Annotated in this window: 19 protein-coding genes; 12 read left to right on the forward strand and 7 right to left on the reverse strand. The window is 43.0% G+C overall.

The genetic code is table 11. The features are described from left to right. Positions 1 to 112 precede the first annotated feature (112 nt). Complete coding sequence (locus NH462_RS15625; RefSeq protein WP_253106510.1) at positions 113 to 553, forward strand: GNAT family N-acetyltransferase; 441 nt, start codon at positions 113 to 115, stop codon at positions 551 to 553. A 425-nt stretch (positions 554 to 978) separates the two neighbouring features. Here NH462_RS15625 and NH462_RS15630 read toward each other — a convergent pair whose 3' ends face one another. The 3 genes from NH462_RS15630 to NH462_RS15640 all read right to left on the reverse strand — a co-directional run bounded on the left by NH462_RS15630 (position 979) and on the right by NH462_RS15640 (position 4638). Continuing rightward, entirely contained in the window at positions 979 to 1773 is a 795-nt protein-coding gene (locus tag NH462_RS15630) for a phytanoyl-CoA dioxygenase family protein (RefSeq protein ID WP_253106512.1), read from the reverse strand. Positions 1774 to 1975: 202 nt separating this feature from the next. Beyond that, on the reverse strand, positions 1976 to 2449 hold the full coding sequence (locus NH462_RS15635) for a peroxiredoxin (protein WP_253106514.1): 474 nt from the start codon (positions 2447 to 2449) through the stop codon (positions 1976 to 1978). Between the two features lie 119 nt (positions 2450 to 2568). Beyond that, the gene (locus NH462_RS15640) at positions 2569 to 4638 is read right to left on the reverse strand and encodes a winged helix-turn-helix domain-containing protein (protein WP_253106516.1); all 2070 of its coding nucleotides are present in this window, start codon (positions 4636 to 4638) and stop codon (positions 2569 to 2571) included. Positions 4639 to 4976: 338 nt separating this feature from the next. Here NH462_RS15640 and NH462_RS15645 point away from each other — a divergent pair, with 338 nt between their 5' ends. Then, the gene (locus NH462_RS15645; RefSeq protein ID WP_253106518.1) at positions 4977 to 8012 is read left to right on the forward strand and encodes a TonB-dependent receptor; all 3036 of its coding nucleotides are present in this window, start codon (positions 4977 to 4979) and stop codon (positions 8010 to 8012) included. A 46-nt stretch (positions 8013 to 8058) separates the two neighbouring features. Here the strand turns inward: NH462_RS15645 and NH462_RS15650 are convergent, their stop codons facing one another. Continuing rightward, positions 8059 to 9216, reverse strand: coding sequence for a serine hydrolase domain-containing protein (locus tag NH462_RS15650; protein ID WP_253106520.1), 1158 nt, complete (start codon positions 9214 to 9216; stop codon positions 8059 to 8061). 246 nt (positions 9217 to 9462) lie between these two features. Between NH462_RS15650 and NH462_RS15655 the strand changes: the two genes are divergently transcribed. The 4 genes from NH462_RS15655 to NH462_RS15670 are packed head-to-tail and all read left to right on the forward strand — an operon-like array spanning position 9463 to position 12590. After that, positions 9463 to 10254, forward strand: a complete 792-nt coding sequence (locus NH462_RS15655; protein ID WP_253106522.1) for a MipA/OmpV family protein — start codon at positions 9463 to 9465, stop codon at positions 10252 to 10254. Between the two features lie 10 nt (positions 10255 to 10264). Then, complete coding sequence (locus tag NH462_RS15660; protein ID WP_253106527.1) at positions 10265 to 10636, forward strand: DUF3019 domain-containing protein; 372 nt, start codon at positions 10265 to 10267, stop codon at positions 10634 to 10636. An 8-nt stretch (positions 10637 to 10644) separates the two neighbouring features. After that, the gene (locus NH462_RS15665) at positions 10645 to 11337 is read left to right on the forward strand and encodes a response regulator transcription factor (protein WP_017218770.1); all 693 of its coding nucleotides are present in this window, start codon (positions 10645 to 10647) and stop codon (positions 11335 to 11337) included. Continuing rightward, complete coding sequence (locus NH462_RS15670) at positions 11337 to 12590, forward strand: ATP-binding protein (protein WP_253106529.1); 1254 nt, start codon at positions 11337 to 11339, stop codon at positions 12588 to 12590. The genes NH462_RS15665 and NH462_RS15670 overlap by 1 nt, the downstream gene beginning before the upstream one ends. Before the next feature lie 91 nt (positions 12591 to 12681). On the opposite strand, the gene NH462_RS15675 is transcribed toward NH462_RS15670, so the two are convergent. Beyond that, a complete protein-coding gene (locus NH462_RS15675; protein WP_253106532.1) occupies positions 12682 to 14685 on the reverse strand; it encodes a beta-propeller domain-containing protein in 2004 nt (667 codons plus the stop codon). A 210-nt stretch (positions 14686 to 14895) separates the two neighbouring features. On the opposite strand from NH462_RS15675, the gene NH462_RS15680 reads away from it, so the two are divergent. The 6 genes from NH462_RS15680 to NH462_RS15705 all read left to right on the forward strand — a co-directional run bounded on the left by NH462_RS15680 (position 14896) and on the right by NH462_RS15705 (position 20341). Then, entirely contained in the window at positions 14896 to 15771 is an 876-nt protein-coding gene (locus NH462_RS15680; RefSeq protein ID WP_253106534.1) for a MipA/OmpV family protein, read from the forward strand. Continuing rightward, positions 15761 to 16150 (forward strand): DUF3019 domain-containing protein, encoded by a 390-nt coding sequence (locus NH462_RS15685; protein ID WP_010375649.1) that lies wholly within the window; start codon positions 15761 to 15763, stop codon positions 16148 to 16150. The genes NH462_RS15680 and NH462_RS15685 overlap by 11 nt, the downstream gene beginning before the upstream one ends. Next, positions 16150 to 16839, forward strand: coding sequence for a response regulator (locus NH462_RS15690; RefSeq protein ID WP_010375648.1), 690 nt, complete (start codon positions 16150 to 16152; stop codon positions 16837 to 16839). Before NH462_RS15685 ends, NH462_RS15690 begins: the two co-directional genes overlap by 1 nt. A 7-nt stretch (positions 16840 to 16846) precedes the next feature. Next, positions 16847 to 18082, forward strand: a complete 1236-nt coding sequence (locus NH462_RS15695; protein WP_017218774.1) for an ATP-binding protein — start codon at positions 16847 to 16849, stop codon at positions 18080 to 18082. A 120-nt stretch (positions 18083 to 18202) separates the two neighbouring features. Then, a complete protein-coding gene (locus NH462_RS15700; protein ID WP_253106536.1) occupies positions 18203 to 19162 on the forward strand; it encodes a DUF3137 domain-containing protein in 960 nt (319 codons plus the stop codon). Between the two features lie 237 nt (positions 19163 to 19399). Next, on the forward strand, positions 19400 to 20341 hold the full coding sequence (locus NH462_RS15705) for a PD40 domain-containing protein (protein WP_010375645.1): 942 nt from the start codon (positions 19400 to 19402) through the stop codon (positions 20339 to 20341). An 83-nt stretch (positions 20342 to 20424) separates the two neighbouring features. Here the strand turns inward: NH462_RS15705 and NH462_RS15710 are convergent, their stop codons facing one another. Together NH462_RS15710 and NH462_RS15715 are read right to left on the reverse strand one after the other, a co-directional pair. After that, positions 20425 to 21324: an SMP-30/gluconolactonase/LRE family protein gene (locus tag NH462_RS15710; protein ID WP_253106538.1), complete on the reverse strand. Its 900-nt coding sequence runs from the start codon at positions 21322 to 21324 to the stop codon at positions 20425 to 20427. Positions 21325 to 21331: 7 nt separating this feature from the next. Next, the gene (locus tag NH462_RS15715) at positions 21332 to 23698 is read right to left on the reverse strand and encodes a family 20 glycosylhydrolase (RefSeq protein WP_253106539.1); all 2367 of its coding nucleotides are present in this window, start codon (positions 23696 to 23698) and stop codon (positions 21332 to 21334) included. Position 23699: the final 1 nt, after the last annotated feature.

Here is a 23699-nt window from a genome sequence, read left to right on the forward strand (position 1 = left end):
CCGTTGTACCTTTAATGCATCGGGTATGTTATGCTCGTCCGGCTGGCTAATCTTCCTTATTGTTTATCGTTTTACCCCATTTGGACTGTTTTATTAGGCAAAAGGAAAAATGATGATAAGTCCAGTTACACCAAGCGATTACCAGGAATTACTGGCTGTTTGGGAAGACTCTGTGCGAGCCACTCATGATTTTATCACTGAGGCGGATATCGCTTATTTTAAACCTATTATTATTGAACAGGCGTTTCCAAACGTTACGCTGCACTGTGTAAAAAATAGCGACGCGGATATTGTCGGTTTTATTGGTGTACATGACCGAAAGATCGAAATGTTGTTTGTACTCGCGAAAAGCAGAGGACAAGGTGTCGGAACTGAGCTGCTTCACTTTGCACTTGAAACACAAAATGTGCAGTTTGTTGATGTCAATGAGCAAAACCCAGAAGCCATCGGCTTTTATGAAGCAAACGGTTTTAAGGTATATGAACGCTCACCAACTGACGATATGGGAAAGCCTTTTCCAATCCTGCGAATGCGACTTATAGAATCTAATTAACCTGAGGTTTGGATAAGGAATGTTCCAACTCATTGTTGCTAAAGCACAACTTAGTTTTTTCCTTGTCTAGCCAGCAAGTTTTAGGGAAAACAAGGCGAATTTACGCACCAATAGCTGGCTATTGGAAGTGAATTCAACGCAGTTAGCGCTAAAACTGGCTGCTAGAAAGGCATTAATTATCCGCAGCTCAGGTTAATTAATTCATATTTTAAGCTCAACAAGAACTAATCGTGTTGAGCTTTACTTACCTCGAAATAATACCAATTGTATTAGGTAAGTGAGCAATTTGAAGCGGAGAAATAGCTTTAGTAGCTAGACAAAAATTTTGCTATTTAGTTGTTCTAAATGAGAAATTTTTAACGACGCTAATATGGTATTTCACCCTTCAAATTGATTGGAGACTTAGTGCAATTGGTATAAACTACTTAACGGTGAAAAACATGTGGTACGTCAAGTAACGTCAGCATTTCTCCCTCAGGTAAACACTCTTGATTAATATACTGAGTGAGTTTGGGGTCACTCTCACAAAATAATATATCAAGTGCCAACCTATTTTTGCCATAAATACCGCGATGTATCATATTGGCTGAGAAAGCGAGAAGATCACCCGCTTTCAGTGGAATAGTTTTACCTTCTGACAGACTTTCATGATTATGATGCCCTGCCTGCTCTAACCTCACGTTTAACTCTTGCACTGTGTCCCAACGCGTGTGAGTACCTGGGATCAATTCTATTCCGGGCTCATCTTCCAGTGCTAACCGAAAATGAACCACTTCGGGCCCCGACAACAACGCTTGTTTTTGCTCTTCGATGGTTAAATGGTATTGCGGATCTCGGTGCCAATAATTGAGTTGAGTAGCGTTCACTGGGTTAAAAAATAGCTGAGTATTCATAAACCTAAACTCACCCGAAAATATGGATGTGGCTAGAGACACCAGAGGAGTAGAGGCAATGAATTGAAAAAGGACAAGCCGTTGCTGTTCGCCTAGGTACTTTGGTGCAGTAAGGTAGGCAGAATTTACTGCTCTGTTTTGATAAAAGTCATTATTGTCAGCCCGCCACGCATGATGAAACGCTAAAACGACTTGCTTTATTTTGTTAAGTTCGCCGGACGGTATAAAATTGTGTTTTATAACGTAGCCACACTCGTCAAATTCATGGGCTGATTTTACCATCACATATTGACCTCTGACATTGTCGGAAAGATACTGTAACGACATTAACTCCATGTAACCTTTTACAAGAGTAAGAAAACTTTCGTCTCCAGCCATGACGCACGTTTTCTAATCATTTTTGGGTGATTTCTAAAAGCAATAAATAGTAGCCCTTTTTCATACCAATTCGCTCAGACAAGCGCACCTTTAGGCCATTCAAAGCGAACTGGTATTATTTACCTGAACTTCAGGTCATTGACTTTTACAGTCATAGAGCATCTAAAATAACTTCTGCTTTACTGACCTCAAATTGCTTAGGTTGTTCTACATTGAGTGTTGTCACGACGCCGTCTTCAATAATCATTGCGTAACGCTGCGAACGTACACCGCCAAATGAACCGGTATCCATTTCAAGCCCTAGCGCTTTGGTAAAGCTCGCATCGCCGTCTCCAAGCATCATAATTGTTTCTGCGTTTTGTGCATCACCCCAAGCTTTCATTACAAAAGCATCGTTTACCGATACACAAGCGATGATATCAACACCTTTTTGAGCAAGTTTATCTGCATTCACGACAAAACCGGGTAAATGAGACGCGGAGCAAGTTGGCGTGAAGGCACCGGGAACCGCAAAAAGCACTACCTTCTTGCCAGCGAACAACGCTGTTACTTCGTGATTAACCATGCCGTCAGCGGTAAGTTCGCTCAATTCGGCTTGTGGTAATTTTTGTCCAACTTCAATCATTGTTTAAATCCTTCATCTAAGGGCTAATTGCCTTGAGTTTGTTATATAACCTGAGCTTGGGATAGCTAATTTCTTATCCAAACCTGTGGTTATGATAGTCGAGAAATTATGACTCATGACTACATTTCGATTCGTTTTATATCTACTTGTGGGATTTCGTAACCGGTAAATAACAGCCACTGTTTTTCTGCTATATATACAAGCCCGCGACTTCGACTAAAGCTACGTTCTGGAACTCGGATAATATCTTTATGCGCTTTACTGGCAAAGTCAAAATAACTAATGCGGAAGTCTCCATGACGAACATACAAATAGTAAAGTCCCGCATCGGACACTGACCAGCTTGCGCTCGAAGCCAAGTGTGCACTTTCAAATAACAGCGTGTTGACCCCAGTTGCTAAATCGATACACCACATTTCTTGTGTCTCGCTTTTATATACGTACAACAACCCTTCATGTTCAAGTGCGGTGGTGCCAGTAGTTAACTTCACTGGAGCGGTTTTTGAATCAAGAAAAATGCGAAATACATTATTGTCATCAGAAATATAAATTGAGCTACCGTCTTGGGACCAACTGGGTTTACCGTGATACTTTAGCCCAGTTTTTAGTTGCGTTACTTGTTTAGTGGCCATATCCAAAAGTTGAAGTTGGCTTCCTTGATGTGACTTTGTGGTAAAAATCACTTTAGTGCCATCAGGTGACCATACAGGGTGCATTGCTTGTAACCCAAGCTCTGTCAGTTGTATTCGTTTATCACCTTCCAAATTAGACACCCAAACTTCATCAAACCCTGATTGGTTAGACACAAAGAGTAAACGCTCCGACACAGGTGAATAACTGGGATAACGGAAGCTAGTTTGTGATTGTAGTAATGGAAAGGGCGAACTGGTGACCTGCGCGTTAAGGTCAAGTTTCATAATAGAAGTATTAATGTTCCAGTCATGAAAATATAAACGTCCTGATTGACTAAAACTTGGGTAACTTAACCCGTCAAACGGCAATGTCCCCAATACTTTACCTTCAAGTGAAAGTTTATACGCGCGACGTGCACCATGTTCAATCATTGATACAACCAAATAATCATCATTTGGATGCCAACTCACGCCTCGCAGGTCATCATGTCCACTTAATATTTTAACTTCCTTCCCGGTATCCAGATTTTTCAAATAGAGATTTTCAAGTCCGTTCGGCAAGTTGCGACTAATCGCGATTTGCTTGGCATCGGGAGAAAGCGCAATACTTTCAAGCCCACTCCCGTCACAATCTAGCTCACAGCCTAACTCTGTCGCTGTTTTATCGTTTAAATTTAGCAAGGTTACTTTTGGAGGATCCATAGGGCTTTGCTTTGCGATAAATCCAAGGAGGTTTTTTTCAGCTGAATAGCTTAAGGTAGTGGTCGTATCTGCAATACAGCTAGCTATATCTGATTGTGTTTTGGTCACTATATCCAGTGACTTAATCGTACATGCTTCTGAGCGCTTCTCTATATAAAAGAGCGTACGATTGTCTCGCCCCCACACAGATACAGAGACATTTCCAGGGCCATCGACTAATACTTCAAGAGGTTCATCAGGACGTTTTAGATTTTTTAAATATAGTCCTGCATGACTGCCAAACTTTCGCCAAGCAAACGCTAGGTACTGCTCATTCGGGGAAACACTAGGAAAAAGCTCACGTCCAGGGTAATCCGTCACACTTTCGAGTTGATGGCTTGACTGTTCAACAAATAAATATATAAAAACGCTAAGTAGAATGAATAATGTAGCTACTACCCCTGCCACTTTGAGCTTGAAAGGTAAATTTTGCTCGCCAGGCTTACTGGGAGTAGCCTGGATATCGATGAAGGTTGGCTGTATTTTTAGTCTATATCCAGACTTTCTTATGGTTTCGATCACCTCAAAATCAGCGGTGCTGCTTTCTTCTTCGTTGCCTGCAAGTAGGGTTTTAAAAGTTTTGCGAAGATGCCAAATTGCATTAGTTAGCGCTTTCTCTCCAACAAATAGGTTCCCCCCCCAAACCTGCTCAATGATTTCTTCTCGAGTAACCACGCTTGGGTAAGCAAGCGCCAATACTGTCAACACTTCGATAAATTTAGGCTGGACACAACACTCCTGCCCGGCACTGGACAAAATATGCCCAACCGGATCAATATTGACATCTAATAACTGATAAGTCGCACTGTGCTGCATTTTTATAACCATGAGTAAATACGTTGTAAATCATACCTAAATTAGCGACCAAAAGACAAAAGTAACGCGACAAACATCATGGCAACAATACAACACCTCAAGAAATAAGACCTAACAAATTGAATTGTATACTTATTTTATAATAGATATTAAATAGAGTTAAAAACGTCAAAGAATAGATGTCCAATTCGTTGCATGAATCATAGTGACAGTCACAATGGCTAAAATGAGGTGCAGTGCTTTTTTGCTTAGTCAAAACAATGAGGTATGTACTTCTTTCAACAAGCCCTAACTATCTAATAAATAAACAACAATCAGAAATTAAAAGAGGGACTCCCGTGTCACCTAACAATAATATTAAATTACTCGCCCTGTCTATTGCGCTCGCATGTAGCAATACAGCAACTGCAGAAGAGCAACAAATCGACCGCCAACAAGTTGAACAAAGTAGTTCGGTAGTTAAGACGCAAGGTGAAGATAAAGCACTAGAAAAAATCGTCATCACCGGTTCTCGTATCAAGCGTGATAGCTTTTCGGTACCTACTCCTATCGCCACTATGGGGGCTGAGTCTCTCAATGATGCAGGCTTCGGTTCGCTTTCAGATATTCTTTTTGAAGAAATGCCTCAGGTCAGTGAAGGAACAGGCAATGGTAACTCGCAAAGCAGTGTTCAAAATACCGGGCTTTCAACTATCGACTTACGCGAACTAGGTGTCAGTAGGACGCTCACTTTGATTGATGGTAGACGAGTAGTTTCTAACAGTTATTCAGGCAACTATGTGAGCCTATCAACCATCCCTAAAGGTATGGTTGAGCGAGTTGAAATCATTACCGGTGGTGCGTCAGCGGCTTATGGCTCCGATGCAGTTGCAGGTGTTGTGAATATTATTACTCAGCAAGATCAAGAAGGGGCTACATTTAGTGCTCGTGGTGGTGAAAGTACCGAAGGCGGCGCTCGTGAATATACGGTAAATGCTGATTACGGTACGACTTACGATAATGGTAAAGGCTACTTATTTGTCAGTGCTACTTACGACGAAGAAAAAGGACTAAGCTACTGGGATAGAAAGCGTGCACAGCAACAAAATAGCTGGGACTACGATACCGACCGTATGTGCAACGTGATGCTCACTGCCAACTACGACCCTGATACAAAAAGTGCCTATCACTGCATGAGAGATATTGATAAATCCCAGTGGACAAGTTTAAGCGATTCAATTCCAGGTGGTGTATTTAACGAATCAAGTAGCTTTAAACCCGATTCAGGCTTTTGGTATGACGGCACAACCTTAAGGGATGATTGGCAAGAAGAACTTCACGGCATCGACTTTGAGCAATTTACAATGTTAAAGGTGCCTGACAAAGACCTCTCAGCGGCAGTAAAAACAGAGTATGAGTTTGACTCAGGTACAGAAGCTTACTTTCAATTGCAGTACAGCCGCAACACCTCTCGCAATGTAAAGTCGCCTGAAAGCGAAGACGAGTGCGACGCAATTGTGACCTATGACCCAAACAGTAATCAATTTGGCTCAGACTGTATGGGCCGTATTCCTTATGATAATCCATATATGCCAGAAGCAATTCGAGATAAGGCAAGCTCAAAAGGCGTGACCTGGGATCGACTATTCACAGAGGTCGGTAACATAGTGAATAGTAATGAAAGAACAACAATCAGAACATGGGGTGGCTTACGCGGTTATATTTGGAATGACTGGGAGTGGGATGTTTCTGTTGGCTACGGCAAATTTAAGCAAGAACAAACCCGCAGTAACGAAATTTACGTTGCTCGAGTTAAACAAGCGCTAAATGCTGAGCGCCTTGCTGATGGTACGATTCAGTGTAAAGATGAGCAAGCACGTAGCCAAGGCTGTGTACCAATTAATTTATTCGGTGAAGGTTCAATTACATCTGAAGCGGCAGACTATATTCGCGCCAATCCTTCCATTACAACGGATATTGATCAGGTAACGGTATCTGGATTTGTTACTGGTGATTTATTTGAACTCCCGGCAGGCGCCGTTGCTTCAGCTTTTGGTTTTGAATACAGAAAAGATACACAGAGCGTATCGACCAACGTGCCAAATGGTGGCGTAACGTTTAACTATGTGCCAACATTTGAAGGCGATGTAAGTGTTCGTGAAATCTTCGGGGAATTATCGTTACCGCTATTAAAAGACGCACCAATGGCAAAATCGCTTAGCGCCGAGGTCTCTGCTCGTATTGCAGATTACAGCTGGGCAAATACGGGATTAATCCAAAGTTACAAGGCTGGCTTTATTTATGAGCCAATCGAAGGTTATTCCATTCGTGCAAACTGGGCTCGAGCCATGAGAGCACCGACAATCACCGAACTTATGTCACCACCTCGTGGCGACTATGATAGCTTTGATGATATCTGTGATGGTGTTACCGCGACGTCAACAGATGCAGGCCACGACAATTGCCGTAAAGATGCGGGAATACAAGCCGCTATCGCCGCTGAAGGTACTTTTGAAGACGAAAATAACGGCTACTCACCCAACTCAGGAAATAGCGAGCTGTTTGAGGAAACCGCAGATACCATCACCTTTGGTTTATCTTTAGCGCCTTCCTTTGCACCGGATTTTAGAATTGCGCTAGATTACTACGATATTCAAATTGATGATGCGGTAAGCTCACTTGCTAACGAAGACATCATTAAGTTCTGTTACGCTTCGTCTATGGAATTCGGTGACAGTAACGAGTTTTGTCGTGATATTAAACGCGATGAAGAAGGGCAGATTTATGAAGTCAATCAACGTGTCATCAACACGGATGAGATCCGCACTAAAGGTTACGATATCGCACTAGAATATGTGTATGACGCTAGCGATTACGGTAGCTTTAAGGTAAAAGCCGATTGGACACACGTGATCGAGTACTCAATCACCAGTACGGGTCCCGATGGGCAATACGAAGACCTTTATGAAGGCTACCTCAACACCGATATCTTTGAAGACAAAGGCGCTATTTCACTGACTTGGTATAAGAATGATTGGCGTGTACGCTTTAGCACAAAATATAAAGGAGCAGTGGAAGCCAGCCGTTCGAGATATGAAGACTGGCAAGCTGCTATCGAGAAGAATAATGAACGCTGTGCAACAGGCGAAACAACCTGTATAGCCAATCCAGAGCCCCTATGGCAAGGTGCACTGCCATCAGTTACGACTCATAGCTTAACGGTAAACTACAGCATGGAGCTAGGCGATAACCGCACTCTCTCTGTTTATGGTGGTGTGAATAACCTATTTGATGAAAAAGGTCCGTTTATCGTCGGCGGCTCAGGTAACTTTGATAGTGCCTATGGCTCAGGTGTAGGACGTTTTGCGTTTATTGGAGCAAAATACCAGTTTTAGACTTCTGCATTGACTTGAGGGGCTACCACTGAGTAGCCCCTTATCTTTACAAACCAAAAAGTGTATCGCGTAACTTATCTGAGATTTTATCAATCTCTGTATTGCATTGATTGTAGCCTTGGCAATTAATAATTGCGCTCATAACCATGTTTTCTGACGGCAGATACCAATTTAACGTCGCGTACCCAATCTCAGCACCGTTATGATGATAAACAGGTTCATTTCCGACGTGCTCGCTAAAGATACCCATGCTGTATTGCTGTCCGGTGACATCAGTATCCACCCATACAGATTCGCCTAGCAATTGCTCACGCACCTTAGCGGGAATATCTGGGCTCGTTATTATGATTTTAAATAAGTCACCAAGGTCCTTAGCCGTCGATACAATCGGTGCATCAGCCACACCAATATTGGCATAGTAAGGCTGCGTATTAATTTCATTGCCCTCATCATCAACAAAGTACCCTGATGCAATTTCACCAAACGCCTTTTCGATTCCTCCATAACTCATACTACTTAAGCCAAATGGTTCAAAGATATACTCACGCATCGCCTTTGAGTGATGCTCCCCCAAAACTTTATCCATAATTAGGCCCGCCAATAAATACCCGGTATTAGAATATTTCCACGCAGCTCCGGGTTTGAAATTGGCGTCTTGATTGAGGGCAAACTGCAGTGCAAAGCTGTCCGTTTTTATTAAGTCTGGCTGTTGTAATACTGCAGCAAAAAATTCACCGTTAGCGTCATTGAGATAATCATATAATCCAGCCGTATGATTGAGTAACTGCCGAACATACATTTCGTCACCGTTTTCTATCTGTTGTAAAAGTTCGTCAGACAAATAATCACTTATCGGTGCATCTAGATCTAATAACTGTTGTTCATGCAACATCGCCATTAAGAGCGCTGTTACTTTTTTCCCCGCACTGCCATTTGGGATCCTAGCGTCCGTGGTCATGGGTATCGTATTTTCTTTATCTGCTAACCCTGCAGCACCTTGAAATTGAATTGAAGGTGAATCGATATAAAGCACAATACCAGGAATACCCGCTTCAACACTTTGTTCAAGCATTCCTTGAAAATCAACTACCGCAACAGAAGGAGAGACAGGGTTCGGGTTATCATTCGACGTCGGCTGACTATCATTACAGCCAAATAACGACAGTCCACCACACAATAATGTGACCAGTTTTAGTGTTCTCATGAGAAATACCTCGTTTAGTTTAAGTGATAAAACAATAACTAAGGTATGCATGCCATGCTGTCTCTGACTTTTTCAAAATGTATCAAACAGTAACGACTTCCTTTATTTTCATGCATAATGTCAGACCATTATGGAAAGCCAGAACAAGCTGGATACAATTCGATACAACTTGCAGAAAGTCGATACAGCTATACTCGCTTACACTCACTACAGTAACTAGCAAATTAATAACTAATAGAAATTGCTATGAAAACACATTTATTGATTGCAGCCGTGCTTATGGCCGCAAGTGCAGCGCAGGCCAAAAGCACTGACGCAAAAAAAGAAGGTCACGGCTATTTGGCCATTGGTTACGGGATAAATTACAACAGCGATATTTACAATAATGCCGAGACCTCGTTTTCGCCCACTGTACATGGTGCCTACTATTTTAGTAATGGTCTATTTGTCGAGTTTCCAGGCCGCGCTGAGAAGTTTGATCCAGCACTTGCACTCGGTTATCAGTTTTATAAAACAGAAAATTGGGAATTTGATGCCCTACTCTCAACCGCTCATGGGCGAATAAATTACCGTTTTGGCGGGACTCGCTATGAGCTAAACACTTCGTCTTATCTTGGGGTAAGAGCTACAGGGAATGTATTTGGCTTACAAATTAGAACTATTGTTGCACCAAAAGTGATTAACTCAGATTATTCAGATGGTAGATACGCTTCATTATGGATCTCTAAACCTTGGCAATACAAAAACTGGCACTTTTATAGCGCAGTCGGTGCACAATACCGAAACTCGGCCATGTTAGATTATTACTACGGTGGCGCACCATTTAAAGAATACGATGCCAAAGGCGGGGCTAATCTTGGGGTAAAGCTCGGATTTTCACGCGCTTTAACAGAAAATTGGATAGTCGATGGCCACGTCAGCTACACCAAATATGCATCAGGTATTATGGATAGTCCTATCACTAAAGCAATTGTCAGTTTTAACGATAGAATTGAGCATGGTGAAAGCATTGGCTTGTCACTTAGCTACGTATTTTAAGGAGCTAAATATGAAAATACGACTATTTGGCTTAGCCCTACTGGCAATGCAAACTCAAGCAAAAGAAGAAATTAACGTCCCCGTATGGACCGTAAAACCAGGGCAATGTGTTGCGCTCGAACAAGGTCAGCAATGTTTTATCGACCTCTCAGTGACGTGGCAAACCTCTGTGACCGGTAACTTTTGTCTCCATGCCGATGAAAAAGAGCTGGTTTGTTGGCAGCAGCAAAAAACCGCAAGTTGGCAAGGCGAGATTTTAGTTGAGAAAGATTTGCTCATTACCCTAGAAGATCACAAGGATATTCTCGCAAGCTATGCTCTGCAATATGCTTGGGTGTTTAAACAACAAAAAAGTAACGCCGTGCGTTGGCGACTTTTCTAGGAGTAGTTGTGGTAGCCGAGTTAGTCCTAATAGAAGACGATAAAGAATTAGCCCAGTGGCTGAGTGATTACCTCTCTACCAAGGGATTTTCAGTGCGGCTATATCATGATGGTCAAGACGGGCTGGAGCACGTTTTAGCCTCTCCTCCCAATTTGGTGATTTTAGATGGCATGCTGCCAAGTTTAGATGGCTTTGAAGTCTGCAAGCAACTTCGTCAGTCGCTAAGCATCCCAATATTAATGCTAACAGCAAGGGATGAGGAAATTGATGAAATTATCGGCTTAGAGATGGGTGCTGACGACTATCTCAAAAAGCCAGTAAGAGGCAGGTTATTAGAAACTCGCATAAAAGCGCTATTAAGGCGCCATCATCCTCAAGATACCGTTCCCAAACAAACACTTGAGTTTGGCGATCTCTATATCAATAAAGAAGACAGAAGCGTTACTCTTGCTGGGCAGCCCGTTAACTTATCCAGCAATGAGTTTGATGCGCTTTGGGTACTTGCCAGTAAAGCCGGAAAAATTGTTACCCGAGATGAGCTTACTAAAGCACTCAGAGGATTTGATTATGATGGGTTTGACCGCTCTATAGATTTGCGTGTTTCGCGACTGAGAAAGAAGCTTGGTGATGATGGCCAAAACCCATTTAGAATAAAGACAGTATGGGGTAAAGGATATCAGTTGGCGAAGGAAGTATGGTAATGTGGCGCTTCGTGTTTGCTTTGCTTACCATCTTAACGCTCGCAAGCGTTATCACAGGGCTGATATTTGACTCGCTTATCGCCTCATCCTCAGAGAATAATGAAGCCCACTACGATCCACTGAGCACAACCTCACCAATTATTGCCGCAATGGCTAAAGACAACATACCAGAATCACAAATTATTGCGATCCCACTGCACCAAACACTAACCGCTCAACTTGTACCAAGAGCCGACTATCCACTTCCTGTGAGCTTAAGCCGCAAACTCTCTCAACAGCGGTTTATTTACCTCGAAAGCGAATCATCAGTAAGCGCTTGCATACTTACAAGCCAAGAAAATGTCTATGTTTTGACAATGCAGAAGCAATTGCAGACTAAATATGGCCTGCTCATGACCTTGTTATTTTACGCTATCGTTATCGTTGTTGTCGTCGCCTTTTTAACCCCATTTATTGCCAGGCTGTTAAAGCTCAAAAATGCCGCACATCAGCTGGGTAAGGGCGAACTCAACGCCCGCGTGCAAGTCGGCACGGTATGGTACTTAAAGGATATTGAGCAAGCATTTAATCAAATGGCACGACAAATAGCCGGGTTAATGACTGACATGAAGCTATTAAGCAGCGGACTTTCTCATGAATTACGTACGCCTCTTGCAAGGGTGAGAATGGGGCTAGATACACTGGCTGAAACTCATGATGATAAGCTGCGGGCACAGTACGAAAATAGGATCAACCAAAACCTTGATGAAATGGAGCAAGTGATTGATGCTATTTTAGATTACGCAAGATTGCAGCACCGTCTTGATGACGTGGAACTTCAGCCTGTTGACTTGAATGCTATGGCTCGCCAGTTAGCCAATAACGCCCACCATCATGACTTAACACTAAAACTTTCGTCAAAGCCTTGCTGGGTCATTGGTGATGGCCAGTACTTACGTATGCTAATCAATAACTTACTATCTAACGCGATAAAATATGCCAACGGTAAAATATCACTAGAAACCCGAGTCGATAATGACAAGGTTAAGCTTATTATTGAAGACGACGGGATAGGTATAAGTAACGAGGTTCGAGACAAAGTGCTACTACCGTTTTATCGCGACGATTCTCAATCGCAATCAGGGTATGGCATTGGCTTGGCCTTTGTGCAGCGTATAGTCACTCGTTTTGGCGGTACTATTGTAATTCAAAAAAGCCCCGCGCTGGGCGGGGCCAAAATCACTGTTTCGCTGATACAGACTCAGCAAAAGTAACGTTAACTCTGAAGCTGTGGTAAGCAGTGCTACAGTTCACCGCTTGGCAACGAAACAATGTACAACAACCTACTATTCAAAGGGAGCTAGGTTAATGTGGTCCGCTGTTGTCAGCAGGCGTTTGCCAATTGCTCTGCCACACGTAGTTACCATGGATATAAAGCAGTTTATCAGACTGAATAAGCCCTCTATCTGCTTCGGTATACCCGAGTGCTTTATCACTCGCTATGGGCGTTGCTAGCTCGGCACGGCTACTCCCGCGATAAGTGAGCGTTGAGTCCACACCGTGGATAATTTCAAATGCGGCGAGATCGTTTTGGCTATACCAGTTATAACTACTTTCATTCACTTGCTCTGTATTCCAGTAAACAATCGGCAAAGTGAACCGGGTTACTGAGGCATTGTCTTTTAGCATGGCCAAAGCGCGATAATCATATTCCAGCGGTGTAAATCCCCCTACAAACGTATGATCTTTTAATAGCTTGGGTTCAGCAGGATCTGCCACATCAAACAAGCTCACTTTGGTGCCAGGCTGCACGTTTCCATCAGGGTCTCCAAGGTGCTGACCTACCCCAAGAAGCAAACCGTCACCAACAGGGTGCAGATAAGAAGAGAAACCGGGGATCTCTAAACTTCCAACGATTTTAGGCTGTGATGCGTCAGATAAATCCAGAACGTAGAGAGGGTCTATTTGTCTAAAGGTCACGATATAGGCAGTATCGTTAAAATATCTAACCGCATAAATATCTTCATCCACAAGCCCCGTATCCGGATTAATTTTGCCAATAGGGGTTGGATTTTGGCTATTTGGTAGCGTCGCCACGGTGTTGAGTTCATTCCCTTGTGGTTTGAGCATATACAACTTATGACTATTACCGATATCTGTATCATACTGACTCGTTACTACGCGCAGAACGCCATCTTTTTCATCAAATCGAGTCGCAGCCATCGTATCGCTAACACGAGCAAGTTGACCTTCCACCTCACCTGTTGCTTGGTATGTCACCCCTTCATCCGTTAACAATAACTTATGTAATACTATGCCTGATGGATCCCAGATTGATGTGTTGACATCACCATCACTGCCATTAAACGAGTAATTGTAAAGATACACTGCTGTTGCAGACATATAAAAGCCAAAGGTACGCGTACTGACACAAGTTGTTTTCACCTCATCAGGATTGTGAATGTCAATCTCAGTCACTGTTGTTAAGCCATTATATCCATCTTGCGCGGTAGCATCTGCTGGCAAATAACAGCCATCTGCGGTAACCAGTGGCGCTACACTTCCTTGCTTTAAATTTCTAAATTGGGGTAATAAATCGTTAATGTTAGTGTCCATTAAGCGATTGTAGCTTGCTACTTTGTCAGCGCTATTAAAACCACTGTAGCGTAAAGTGTGGTCAGCGATAACATAGAGTTTGTCACCGATTAATCTGCTGCCAACTAATGAACCATCAATTTGAAAGCGTTTTTCGACCTCAGCCTGTGCAGGTAGGGATACGTTACTAAAGGCAAGCTCAATCACGCCTTGATAATTGATCTCAGATTGCACCTCTTGCGATGACATATCATCAGCAAAATCATACTCATAGTCCATTAACACGCTGATGAGTTGATTGTTTTTAAGGTAAAGATTTTGGCTTGCAAACTCTGAATCTGATACCGCTAATTCATTAACTTGTGTAGGGACATCCGTAGCTTCTGTATCTAAGATCCTAACGAAGGTTTTGCTGTCAGTATCCGCATATGCAACGCTGGTCGAGCCGCCGATAAATAAGTAACGGCCATCGAATTTAATCCGGTCACTTTCTGATACCCCTTCAACCAGTTGATTGGTGCCTGAGTAAGGTGCATTATCTGTGGTTGCTGATGGGTTTTCCAAATCATCGCCATTATTCAATCCACCGCTGGCAACGAAAATACCGTTTTTGATAAACTGACTAAACTGAGCTGATGAAGCTGACTTCAAAGGCGCAGAGCTATTATTAAGTGCGTTAAGTTCTGGTAATTTATCTTCATCATTGTCGTTACTACCACCACATGCGCAAAGGCTAGCGGCGAGCGGAAGACTGAGCCAAATTTTGCATCTCATGATATGTTTCCTTGTAAGTTAAGTGCCAACGTAAGCCTAAACTTTCACACTAAAATTTCTGTTATCTTCGCTACTTGTTTTGTTATTTAATGTTACCCTTTCTGGTAATTTGTACAGCGACTGGTAAATTACACTGGTAGTAATAATGCGCTTTGATTGACACCTCTAAAAAGCCAGTGCAAAGCCCAAATTCAGAACTGGAGTTCCAAGTTGAATAAGTTATTAATGGCCTTAACCTTGCTGATTACCACTCAGGTAAATGCCACGGCGGTGCCATGTGACGCCAATGACAGCGAGTGTACGCCAGTCGATGAATGGCGATTTGGCATTGCGCTTGGCGGCGGCGTGATCTCCAACCCACTCCATGACGGTGAAAATATTCCCTTGGTTGTTGTGCCCTATATTAGTTATTACGGTGAACACCTCTTTCTTGATAATGGGACTTTGGGTTATACCTTTCACTACACTGATAAATTTGATCTTAGCTTGATCGGCACATTTAATACCGAGCAGGCCTATTTCGAGAAATTTCACCCAAGTAATATATTCGTGCAAAAAATGGGGTTTGATGCCAGCAATGAGCTGCCTGGCGGTGAATTTGCCGCCGAGCAAACCGCTATCTCCTTAGACGATATTGAGTCGAGAAAATGGGCCATAGATGGCGGCGTTTTAGCCCACTGGATAATGAGTGATAGCGTAAAAATCAGCGCATCATGGCTCACCGATATCACCAACACTTATCAAGGTTACAATGCTGATGTTGGAGTTAGCTATCGTTTTAGATTCGATAATTTACCTAACACTTATGTGTTTATTAAAGCGGGGCTAAAATGGAAAAGTCGACAATTGGTGGACTATTACTACGGCATAGACAAAGCGGATACACCGAATAGTGAGCTATGGTATAAAGGCAGCTCAAGCTTCCAACCCTATGTTAGCTTTGCCTACTCTTATCCCGTGAGTGAGTCTTGGACCTTTAAATTTAACGCCAAATATCAGCAACTTGATAGCACAATGACAGATAGCCCGATAGTCGAGGATAGCTATACCGCGACGGTTTTTGTCGGGGGAAAATATGAATTTTAGGTTGTACTTAATCATAATTATAATTTTCAGCGCACCAAGTAGAGCTTTAACCAAACCCAACAATGGCATTAATTTAGAAATAAAACCGATTACCTGTATGGTGAAACAAGCAGGGCAACGCTGTGAAATGACGGCAAAAATTGCTTGGCAATCGCCCTCTAAAATGAACCTATGTTTATTTCAGGAAAAACAAAAATTACAATGCTGGGAGCAGGCCAAGGAGGCAAAATCAACACAAATTATCCAACTCTCAAAGTCCATGCTCTTTACCCTAAAAGATGCTAAAAATAACGTTGTTGCAAAACAAAATATTGAAGTACACACAAGCGTCAACCAACAATATAGACGCAAACTCAGAAGCGATTGGAGTGTGTTTTAATGGCCAAGGTATTACTTGTCGAAGATGATGTAAAACTAGCGGAGTTAACCGCAAAGTTCTTGATCCATAACGGCTTTGAAGTCGTTCAATTACACAATGGTATTAACGCCATTAAAGCGATTGAAGCAGAAAAACCTGACATTCTCATTTTAGATATTATGCTACCGGGACTTGATGGTTTTTCTATTTGCAAAGCTGCGCGCGGTGAGTTTAAAGGGCCGGTTTTATTTCTTACCGCCAAAGACAGCGACTTCGACCATGTAAAAGGGCTTGAGATCGGTGCTGATGATTACATTATCAAGCCTGTTGAGCCATACGTACTACTTGCACGTTTGAATGCGCTATTAAGACGTACACAAAATGATGAAGTTCAGTCTGATTCCATTACCTTAGGCGAATTACAAATAGATAAATCGGACCGTAAGGTCTATTTGGCTGGAGATGAGGTTGAGCTCACAAGTTATGAATTTGATTTACTAAAGACATTGGCTGGCCATGCGGGCGAAACGCTGAGTCGAGACTATATCTATAAACATGTTGTTGGCCGCGAATATGACGGATTAGATAGAAGCGTTGACGTACGTATTAGCCGTTTGCGTAAAAAGCTTGGCGACAATCTAGAGCAACCCGCGAGGCTTATTACCGTGTGGGGTAAGGGCTACCTCTGCTCTAAGTCTGCTTGGGGCTAGTGTATTTGTGCTAAAACTATTACTCAGCCTCTATTTGGCTGTGTTTACCAGTATTGTCGTTATCAACCAAGTGAGCGAAGCCATTTGGTCTCATTGGGTGCACTCCGCGCCCGATGAGTTGCGACATGCAAAAGCAGTTGCCAACACACTGAAATCCACGATTTCCTCAGACCAGCTACCCCAAGAGTCAGAAACGCTCAAAATACTCAACATGGATGATGTCGCTTGGCTGCCTGAGCAAGCCAGCACTTTAGTTCAAGGGGGGATTTTAACGAGTTTTGACGATGAAGGCCGCGCTTGGCTGACTTTCAAAGTACCTGATTCAACGTTGCTGCTGCAATTAGGGCCATTAGCACCGGCGGCTTCTGCTGCCAACAAACAATGGATCATCAAGTTGCTTTCTTATGCCGTGCTCGCGTTTTTACTGATGCTGTGGATAAGACCCTTGTGGCTTGATTTATTGCAACTGAGATATATCACCGAAAACCTCACTCAAGGTCAACTGCCCAAAGCGACCCGACATTCCCGATTTTCTGCCATTTCAAATTTAACCGAGCAGATCCGCGACTTAGCATCTCAAGTTGCAAGGCTCATTGAAAACCAAAAACTACTCGTTAATGCGGTTTCTCACGACCTGCGCACTCCACTTGCTCGACTTAAATTTGCTTTAGCTATGCTGCCGGAGCAAAGTCGTGAGCAAGCAAGTGATATGGCGGACGATGTGGTCGAAATGGAGGCAATGATTGATGAAATGCTAGCTTACGCACGGCTTGAATTTGAAGTAGAGAAACTTGAGATAACGCCAATTGACCTTTGTGAACTTGTCAGCGATCAGATAAGCAAACTCAATAAGCTTACCGTTAAAAAAATAACGTTCAAGAAAATGAGTAATACAGTCATCATCTCTGGCAACCTACATTATCTTTCTCGGGCTTTGCAAAATATTGTACAAAACGCTGATAAATATGGTCGCTCAACCATAGCGATTAATATTGAGTGTGACAAAAGCAATGCCTATATCCATATTGAGGATGACGGTGATGGAATTCCTAAATCTCAGTGGGAGTCGGTTTTTATTCCCTTCTCACGCTTAGATGAAAGTCGCAGCAAAGATAACGGTGGTTATGGCCTTGGGTTGGCTATCGTGCGTAAAATCGCCACTTGGCATCGCGGCAGTTGCCATGTTGGGTTCTCCGAACTTGGCGGCGCTAAGTTCACTCTGACTTTGCCACTGGCAAAGTAGTTTATCTAGAAGTATGTATAGCGGTGGATACCGCATAAAACAAAGATTTTACCTTTACCATTTTATTTGAGTAAAATTTTTATACCAGTTGTATTTAAACATGACTTACAAGGAAAGTTTATGGCTTTATTAGATCAAAGGTCTCTCCATCATATTGATCCACGCCTAGCTGGTGTTGAGATGCAATTAAAAGAGGCCTATTACAATTTAGATAAAACCACATCCAGTTTTGATAGCGATCTTGACAATAAATTGAAGCCACTTGAACGCTATAAGTGGTGGGCAATTGGTATTGCAATCCCGTTACTATTTCTTGCGCCTTTTCTCTTAATCTCAATAATTCCTATCTACTTTTTGTTAAAACACTCTCTTAAGTCTTTCACCAAGGGTGTGTTAACTCGAGCTTACATGATGGCGCCAATTGCTTCGGCGCTTAACTTAGAGTATTCAGCCGGCGGTAATTTACTTATCTGCGAGGAAGCTATTAGTGCAGGTATATTAACCAAAGGAGGACGAGCTGTAGCTGAAGATGGATTTAACGGCGAAGTAAATGGCATTCATTTTTACTTTACTGAAGTACATATACGCACACATCATCAGAATAATGACAGTAAACGTTTGTTTAATGGTGCAGTTATAAAACTGAGTATGCCTGAACCTGTAGATACTCCAATCGTGGTGTTACAAGATGCGGGGCTTTGGAATATGCTGATAAATCGACGTCAATCTCTAAAAGGATTACAGCGAGTTAAATTTGAACAAAGAGACTTTGAAAAAGAGTATCAAGTCTATGCTAAAGATGAAGAAACCTGTCGCGAAGTACTCACGCCAGAATATATGGCGAAATTATCGCAAGTCAAAACGTTCTTTTCATCCGGTAACCTACCAAAAGGTTTAAAAATCCCCGAAGTAAAAGCCCAAATGTTTATTGAAGGTAGCGATATACTGATCTCTCTTGACTATGGCGCCAACTTATTTAACCCAAAAAAGCTGCAAAAAGAGTACGATCCCAGCTGGGCAGAAGACATAGCAAAACAACTCTTACTGATTGAAAATCTAGCAAAAAGTCTGGTGCACTGATGCTAGACTTAGATAGTTTATGGTTGAAAATGCAATAATCTAACGACAAACACAATGACTGTTATAACCATTACAAAAAAGCTCTGAGGTCCTTAAACCAACTTAGCTATTTTTTACACTAGGTTAGACACGGAGTTAGTTCAAAGATGATACAGTGTTCTCTGTTCAAAAGAATAATGTAGATCGCTTACCCCCTGCTACTGTAAGCAGGTTTATCTAGCGCTTAAGGAAAACAGCATGAATATTATAAAACCCGCCACCCCCTTACTTTTTGCAGCCGTCATGCTCACCAATCATGTCCATGCTAACGAAGCCTTTCCAACGCTAAAAGGACCTTGGCTCGGCCAGACACCGCCGGGGTTAACCGCGCAGCTTTTTGCCCCCGATATCATCTCGATTGACGGCCGTTATGAATTCGGCGTGTCGTTCTCTCCCGACCTTACAGAAGTGTATTTTACTGCCTTTGAAGAGCAAGAAAATGTGGATTCAAGCCCACGGATCATGTATTCAAAAATAGAAAATGCACAGTGGACTCAACCTCAAGCAGCAAATTTTACTGATGGAAGAATGAGTTATGAACTGGTCCCCCATGTAAGCCTGAACGACAACCGGATTTACTTTACCGCGCGTTCAGATGACCCCAAAGCGTCCGGAATTTGGTACGTTACTCGTAGCAAAGGTGGCTGGAGTGAGGCTAAAAGGTTCGATTCAGCAATAAATACGGGAAAGTTTTCAGACTTCAACCAAAGCGCAAATGGCGACACTGTTTTTTCAAATATGTCAGAACGCAAAATGTATACCGCTGAAAATAAAAACGGCGCGCTTACGACTCCCAAAGCCATTGATATTGAGTTTGGATTTCATGGTTTTATTTCGCCCGCTAACGATTACCTATTGGTTAATAGCCGTCACAGAGGCGATAAAAGTCGAAAAGATAACGATCTATATGTCTATTTTAAGGAGCAGGATGGCACTTGGTCGAGCCCTATAAACTTAGGTGAAGGGGTCAATACCCCGTATTCAGAAACCGTCCCAAGAGTTACACCCGATGGTAAATACCTGTTTTTTGGCAGATATAATGAACCCGGTAATGTATCAAACATTTATTGGGTAAGCACCGAGGTCATTACCCGGCTAAAAGAAGCTTATTTTGCAGGAAAGTCGACTAAGCAGATTTAGCAACGTGTTAGATGTGGCAGCTCAGCTTAGAGCTGCCAGCTACCTATCTTTAATTGCTGATGGCTAATTTACACTGAGCCGAACTATTTTTCTCGTCCTGCAAACTCTACCTCAGCCATCTCGATAGCGCCGCGTTTTTGCAAGGTAATAAATAAGCGTTTACCCTCCTCTCCGCCAAAAGCCACGTTGGTCGGGTACTTGCCTTTAAGCTTAATTTCTTTAATTAGCTTGCCCTGAGGTGAAACCACAGCGACCACACCAGCGCCATAGCGGGCGATATAAAGATTGCCTTGGTTGTCCGTGCGCATGCCATCTAAGCCAAAATCGGTAAACGAGATAAATAATTGTTTGTTACTAATATTGCCTTGTTCATCTAGCTCATAGCGCCATACTTTACGTTGCACGCTTTCATTCACATAAAGCGTTTTATTGTCAGGGCTAACTTCTATGCCATTGGTGGTGCCCATATCCGCTTCCAATAGGGTTACCTCTCCACTTGTATTTATACGCCAAAGGTTACCGCTACTGGCTTGCCAATTAGGATCGCTGGCGAAAAGAATTCCGTTGTCCATGATCGCAAGGTCATTAGGCTGATCCATGCGATTATCGTGAGCAAACACCGTCACGGATTGTGACAAATCACCACCTTGTGCAAGTGCCGATTTGGTGACTTTAAGCACATTATGATTGACGTAATCGGCTATATACATATTTCCTTGCTTATCAAAGCGAATACCGTTACCAATAGAGCCATTTTTTAACGTCAGCAGGGTTTCGGTTTTACCTTGTGCAGTCACTTTACCAATAGTGCCTTGCTGCTGATGGTTAACCGCATATAACACGCCTGCATCGTCCACCGCAGGTCCCTCAATACCTTGCGTGAAAACACCATCCGTTATCCAATCTTGTGTATCTACAACCGTGTTGGCAGCTACATAACCACTGCTCTGTAGCAAAAATAAACTGAGTATGACCTTTCTCATGAGCTTCCTATTTACAATGAAGGAAAAGCGCTCGAACTGGATATATTCCAGTTATGACCACTTCATCCGTTAAATTTTGCAGCGCTAGCAGTTGGCTATCGAGGTGCGGAGCCTGTAAAGCCCCTTTACAAACTTCAAGTACTTGCTGACTCAATGCAATAAACTGCGTCACCTTTAACGCCGTTGAGTGTGCTTCTGTAAGTTTTGGACTTTGCTGTAACAGTGTTAACGCCTTAAGCCCCGCTTGCCAGCGTTGCAATATCGCGCCAATGTGCGCTAAGGCAGTGTTCTCACCAGCGATATAGCTTGCGACTCGCTCCTCAAGCAGCCCCACCTGACGGCTTTCAACCGCAACATAGTCGACAAATTTATCAAGCGCTGCAAACTGGTGGTACTCGTCGTTTAAGAACTTAATGTGGTGACGCGTGTAATAGTGACTTGGCTCTACAAGCTCAGCAAGATGAGTGAGTAATGCAAGCGTAGCCTTACGCTTTGGCTCATCCAAGGTTGTGCTGATAAGCCTATTAAAACCCACTTGTTGCTGCGTTTTATGACCTAAGCCAATCACGTTATGTGCAAAATCGCTAATATGATCCAACCGCGCGTACATCTGCTTGCTATCCGTAAGCGTTTTAGCGGACCATAAACGCTCAGCAATCACAAAAAGTCGCGGCCATATTCTGACATCAAGATTATGTTCGGTGACCATTTCGCTCCAAATGGTCGCCTCGCCACCTAAAATACGTGCACCATTTTCTTGGCTTAACGGTGTTGAAACCTTTACTGGTTGTGGTTTTTCAAGCGCCTCAAGTGTGAGCGGATAACGGCTATTACCAATCATTCCCGCGCCTTGTTGCTGCGCTGTATCAAACTCAAACTGTAACGGTCCCATCCAACTATCCATGGTAGCGGTAAATTGCTGAGTCTTGCTAGTAATTGGCCTATCTGTTTGTGCTAGCTGATGGCGGTTGTTATTTAGCTTTATAAGTACTTGTTCACCCAACACCACAAGCTCCCCTTTGACTGCGCTACCTTTTAGGCGTGGGATCGTAAAGGCTAAACTTAATACTCGCGGTTGAGTGAGATCCACTGTCGGTAGCACCGGATGTGGGTCGTTACGGTAATGAAATGATGAATACTGCGGCTGATCAATATAAAACCCGGTTGATAAAATGCCTTGATAACCTGTTTCTGCAATTGCATTCAACGAATCATGACCACGCCAAGACTGCACGACAGTATCCGTAGGCAACGCCGGATGAAAAATTTCATCCCACCCCATCATCACACGTTGATGCTTAGCAATAAGCTTTTGTACGCGAATATTAAAGTAGTTTTGCAGGTCGTGACCGTTTTTCAACGCATGTTTTGCCATTAGTTCCTGTATTTCAGAGTTTGCCAACCAATGCTCAGGCTCTACCTCGTCACCACCAATATGCAGGTAGCCATCTGGAAATAAACTCGCCATCTCAGCCAGTAAATCGTCGATAAAGGTGTACACATCAGGACTTGCGATATTGAGCAGGGGCTTAAATACTCCCCAATGGCGCTCCATCTCATAAGGTTGCGCTTTAGTCATCAGCTCTGGGTAAGCGACGGCAATCGCGCTTGCATGCCCCGGCATACCAAATTCAGGCACCACGCGGATCCCTAAAAGGCTTGCATACTCAATCACTTCTTTCACTTCTGATTGACGATAATACAATCCGTCTGAGGCCAGTTGAGTCAGCTTAGGAAACACCTTACTTTCCATTCGCCAGCCTTGGTCATCAGTTAAGTGCCAGTGCAAAACGTTTAGCTTTGCCGCAGCCATACCATCGAGTTGGCGCTTTATTGTCGCGATTGGCATAAAATGGCGAACACTATCAATAAGTAGCCCACGCCAAGGGAAACGGGGACTATCGCTGATAGCCGTGTAAGGGAATGTTAACTGACCCAAGACTTTGCTCTGAGCTAGTTGTAACAGGCTAGCAAGACCATGCTGCGCGCCGAAAACGGAGGTTGCGCTAAGCACTATTCCACCCTTTTCAATATGAAGCTGGTAGTCTTCTGGCATATTCAGCTGAGGAAACTGTAACTCGGTTTCGATATTTTCTACGCGAATGGTTAAGTCCGCTTTGCCATCTTTTACTACCCGTAAAGGGATAGGTTTTCCAGTAATGCGCTCAATGTATTGCTGCGTTCTGGCGAGCTGAAAAGCCTGCCTTTGCGCACTAAAGCCGTGCATCGAAACCTTGATTTCGTTATCAAACACCAGCGAGCCTTCGGTCGTACTCACTTGTTGCGGCATGGGCATAAGCGACAGTGGCGTTGCTTTTGCAGTTAAAATCGGCAACAACACGGTGAATAAAAAAAGACTAAAGTACATTCTCATA

The sequence above is a fragment of the Pseudoalteromonas sp. OANN1 genome (assembly GCF_024124685.1).
Taxonomy (GTDB): Bacteria; Pseudomonadota; Gammaproteobacteria; order Enterobacterales; family Alteromonadaceae; genus Pseudoalteromonas; species Pseudoalteromonas piscicida.